The sequence below is a fragment of the Psittacicella gerlachiana genome, from assembly GCF_003585965.1.
GTDB classification, from domain to species: Bacteria; Pseudomonadota; Gammaproteobacteria; order Enterobacterales; family Psittacicellaceae; genus Psittacicella; species Psittacicella gerlachiana.
Window position 1 is genome coordinate 1 of the sequence record NZ_NRJF01000280.1, and the last position, 3784, is coordinate 3784.

Genomic DNA, 3784 nt, shown 5'->3' on the forward strand with positions numbered 1-3784 from the left:
TCAATGAGCAATAACCTCGATGTTTTCAGATCAAATTTATTATTTAGTAAGCTTTTATACTTACTTTTTCGCTGACTGAGATAATATGATCTGAGATAAAGAGGACGTCAAAACTACGTTCTAGAGTACTTCTAGAAATTATTAACTTTTTATATTTTGCTTAGGCAAAATTAAAAATTAATTTTTGTTGGTGTATAGTAAATGAATAATAGTTCTGATAACAATTTTGTGAAAGATCAAAAAACAAGTAAGTCTATTGTAAGATTGGAAAATATCTCAAAATCTTACGATGGTAAAATTAATACCATTGAACAGTTTAACTTAGATATAGAGCAAGGGACATTTTTAACTATTCTTGGACCGTCTGGTTGTGGTAAAACTACAGTGTTAAGAATGATTGCTGGTCTAGAAACTGTAAGTGGTGGTAAAGTATTTATTGATGATGTTGATGTTACTAATTTAGGTGCAGAAAAAAGACAGGTAAATACAGTTTTCCAAAGCTACGCCTTATTTCCACATATGAATATTTTTAATAATGTGGCGTTTGGTTTAAGAATGCAAAAAGTTCCGGAAAAGGAAATTAAAGAAAGGGTAATGGAAGCTTTGGCAATGGTAAAACTTGAAAGTTTTGCTGAGCGTATGCCGAGTCAATTATCTGGTGGTCAACAACAACGTGTAGCTATTGCACGAGCAGTAGTAAATAAACCTAAAGTTTTATTATTAGATGAATCTTTATCAGCTCTTGACTATCAATTACGTTTAGAAATGCAAAATGAATTAAAAGCATTACAACGTAAATTAGGAATTAGCTTTATCTTTGTTACTCACGATCAAGAAGAAGCTTTAACTATGTCTGATCGTATTATTGTTATGAACAAAGGTAAAATTGTTCAAGACGGCACGCCAAGAGAAATTTATGAAGAACCTGCTAACCTGTTTGTAGCAGAGTTCATTGGTGAAATAAATGTATTTGATGCAATTGTAAAATCTCGCATTGACGAGAATACAGTTTTAGCTGATGTTGAAGGTCGTACTTGTAAAATTCATACTAAATTAGATGTATTTACAGGAAAAAAACTTCTTGTACTCTTACGTCCTGAGGATTTATTAGTTGAAGAGATTCAACGTTATGATGAAAATGTAGATGGAATTTATGGGCAAATTATTGATTTGAACTATAAAGGAATGACTTTAGATTCACGAGTTGAGTTAACTAATGGTAAAATCATTGTAACTTCTGAGTTCTTTAATGAAGATGATCCATCAATGAATCATAACATTGGACAAAAAGTAGCTATAACTTGGCATGATAGTTGGGAGGTAGTACTAGATGAAGAATCTAACAAATCTACTATCGATTAAAAACTTTACGATTGTTTTTATTCTAGCTTGGTTAGGACTATTTATATTAGTTCCTGGGATTTTAGTAGTTTTAGTTAGTTTCTTTTCTCCTAGTCCAAGTGATTTCTATACTACAGTTTTTTCTCTTGAAAGCTACGCAAAGTTAGCTGATCCTTTATATTTAAAAGTATTCGAAAATAGCGTTTATTTAGCTTTATGGACTACTTTAGTTACTTTTATTGTAGGCTATTTATACGCATTAGCAGTGGTTAACTGTAAAAAGAAATGGCATGCCTTTCTTTTAATTTTAGTTTTATTACCTTTTTGGACAAATAGTTTAGTAAGAATTTATGGAATAAAGAATTTATTAGGAGCTAATGGATTTTTAAATAAATTTTTATTAAATATAGGGGTAATTGATAAACCATTACAAATCTTATATACGGATGTAGCTGTAATCATAGGTATGGTATCAATACTTTTACCTTATATGATTTTACCAATTTACTCTTCTTTACAAAAAATAGATCATCGTTTAATTGAAGCTGCAAAGGATTTAGGGGCAAGTCCGTTAAAGAGATTTACGAAAATAACTTTCCCTTTATCTTTTCCTGGGGTAGTAGCAGGATTTACCTTAGTATTCCTTCCATCAATGGGATTATTCTATATTTCAGAATTATTAGGTGGTCCTAAAGCCTTACTCATAGGTTCGGTAATTCGTTCGGAATTCTTATTTACAAGAAACTGGCCTTTAGGAGCAGCTCTTTCAATAGGGATGATTGTTATTTTAATGTTTACTATGTGGTTAGTGAATAGATTTAAAATAGGGAGAGTAGAGTAATGTTTAAGAAAATTTCCATTACTTTGATAATCGCTTTAGTTGTACTATTTATGTATCTACCTATAGCCGTATTAGTGGTAAACAGTTTTAATGTCAATCGTTATGGGATACGTTGGGATGGCTTTACTTGGAAATGGTACGAAAGATTATTTAATAACCAAGATATGATCAATGCAGCTTTACATTCATTAACGATCGGATTTTTAGCTGCAACTATAGTGACGGTAATTAGTGTTTTAGTCTCTATTGCTGTTTATCGTTACCGTTTTAGAGGTAAAAGTGCTGTCCAAGGGTTATTACTTTTAAATATGATAACACCTGACGTAGTAATGGCTATTTCATTGTTAATTCTCTTTATTACTTTAGGTTTTTCATTAGGTTTTGTTACTTTACTTATAGCACATATTACCTTCTGTCTTCCTTATGCAGTGATTGTAATAAGTTCGCGATTACAAGGGTTTGATCGCCGTATGCTCGAAGCTGCAAAAGATTTAGGAGCTCCAGAAAGTGTAATCTTATTAAAAATAGTTTTACCTTTAATTTTCCCTGCAATTGCCGCAAGTTGGTTACTGTGCTTTATTATCTCTATGGATGATGTAATTATTAGTAGCTTTACTACAGGTCCTGGATATGAACCTTTACCTGTAAGAGTTTTCTCTCTAGTAAAATCAGGGGTTACACCTGATGTAAATGCAGTGGCAACGATTATGGTATTACTATCTATAGTAATCGTAACTTTAGTGTCATTTGCTTTTAAAGGTAAAATGAAATTTAATTTTTAATGCTTAAATAACCCTATGTAAATAGGGTTATTCTTATATGTTTATATGATTATAGAACACGCAATAGACGTAGACTATACTTGTGAGCAAATGTTTCAGCTTGTTGCTAATTATTTGGAATATCCAGAGTTTATTAAAAACTGCGTAAGTGCAAAAACTTTTTCTCAAAAGGAGAATGAAGTTTTAGCTGAGCTTGAAATGTCATTTGCTGGGATAAGTCAAAAATTTAGTACTTATACTAAGTTTTATCCTTTTGAGAAAATTACTATGGATTTAGCTGAAGGACCATTTGAAAAATTAAAAGGTTATTGGTCTTTCGAACCCTTAGAAAGTAATGCTCACCATACAAGGGTATACCTGTATATGGATTATAAAATGAATTCATTTATTGAATTCTTGGTTGGAAGCAAGTTTAAAGCAGCCATGGTAAATATGGTTGATAGTTTTATCCAAAGAGCTCGAGAAAAGTACTCTTAATAAAGCTAAGAGGTATTTAAATGAAAAAAGTTGAGTTAATTTATGGAGCTTCACCTGAGAATATTTATATTTGGAAATTTAAATATCCTGCTGATGAAGAACTAACGGTAGAAAAGGTTGTTGATGATTCAAAGGTTTTGTTAATTTATAAATTAAACAAAGAAGAAATGAGCTATGCTATTTTTGCAGAAAAAGTAGAATTAGATGCTAGAGTGCAAGATGGTGATCGAGTTTCAGTTTTAAGATCTTTATTGAGAAGAAGAAACGAACCTAATCGTGATAAAGCTGTACCACATAATCCAAATCGCAAAACTACAAGAAGCAAATAAATTTAAGGCGTATG

Annotated in this window: 5 protein-coding genes; all 5 read left to right on the top strand. The window is 31.1% G+C overall.

Annotated elements, in window-relative coordinates:
- Nucleotides 1-228 precede the first annotated feature (228 nt).
- Genes potA through CKF59_RS07660 form a run of 5 tightly spaced genes read left to right on the top strand, consistent with a single transcriptional unit; the run spans nucleotide 229 to nucleotide 3770 of the window.
- Entirely contained in the window at nucleotides 229-1362 is a 1134-nt protein-coding gene (potA, locus tag CKF59_RS07640; RefSeq protein ID WP_222985716.1) for a spermidine/putrescine ABC transporter ATP-binding protein PotA, read from the top strand.
- The gene (locus tag CKF59_RS07645; RefSeq protein ID WP_119535312.1) at nucleotides 1331-2182 is read left to right on the top strand and encodes an ABC transporter permease subunit; all 852 of its coding nucleotides are present in this window, start codon (nucleotides 1331-1333) and stop codon (nucleotides 2180-2182) included. Before potA ends, CKF59_RS07645 begins: the two co-directional genes overlap by 32 nt.
- Nucleotides 2182-2964, top strand: a complete 783-nt coding sequence (gene potC / locus CKF59_RS07650; protein ID WP_119535313.1) for a spermidine/putrescine ABC transporter permease PotC — start codon at nucleotides 2182-2184, stop codon at nucleotides 2962-2964. Before CKF59_RS07645 ends, potC begins: the two co-directional genes overlap by 1 nt.
- Before the next feature lie 45 nt (nucleotides 2965-3009).
- Nucleotides 3010-3441: a type II toxin-antitoxin system RatA family toxin gene (locus tag CKF59_RS07655; RefSeq protein ID WP_119535314.1), complete on the top strand. Its 432-nt coding sequence runs from the start codon at nucleotides 3010-3012 to the stop codon at nucleotides 3439-3441.
- Between the two features lie 20 nt (nucleotides 3442-3461).
- The gene (locus CKF59_RS07660) at nucleotides 3462-3770 is read left to right on the top strand and encodes an RnfH family protein (protein WP_119535315.1); all 309 of its coding nucleotides are present in this window, start codon (nucleotides 3462-3464) and stop codon (nucleotides 3768-3770) included.
- Nucleotides 3771-3784: the final 14 nt, after the last annotated feature.

What these genes read in the sequence shown, in the direction of transcription:
- CKF59_RS07645 (WP_119535312.1), top strand. Translation starts at nt 1,331, where the DNA reads ATGAAGAATCTAACAAATCTACTATCGATTAAAAACTTTACGATTGTT.
- potC (WP_119535313.1), top strand. Translation starts at nt 2,182, where the DNA reads ATGTTTAAGAAAATTTCCATTACTTTGATAATCGCTTTAGTTGTACTA.
- CKF59_RS07655 (WP_119535314.1), top strand. Translation starts at nt 3,010, where the DNA reads ATGATTATAGAACACGCAATAGACGTAGACTATACTTGTGAGCAAATG.
- CKF59_RS07660 (WP_119535315.1), top strand. Translation starts at nt 3,462, where the DNA reads ATGAAAAAAGTTGAGTTAATTTATGGAGCTTCACCTGAGAATATTTAT.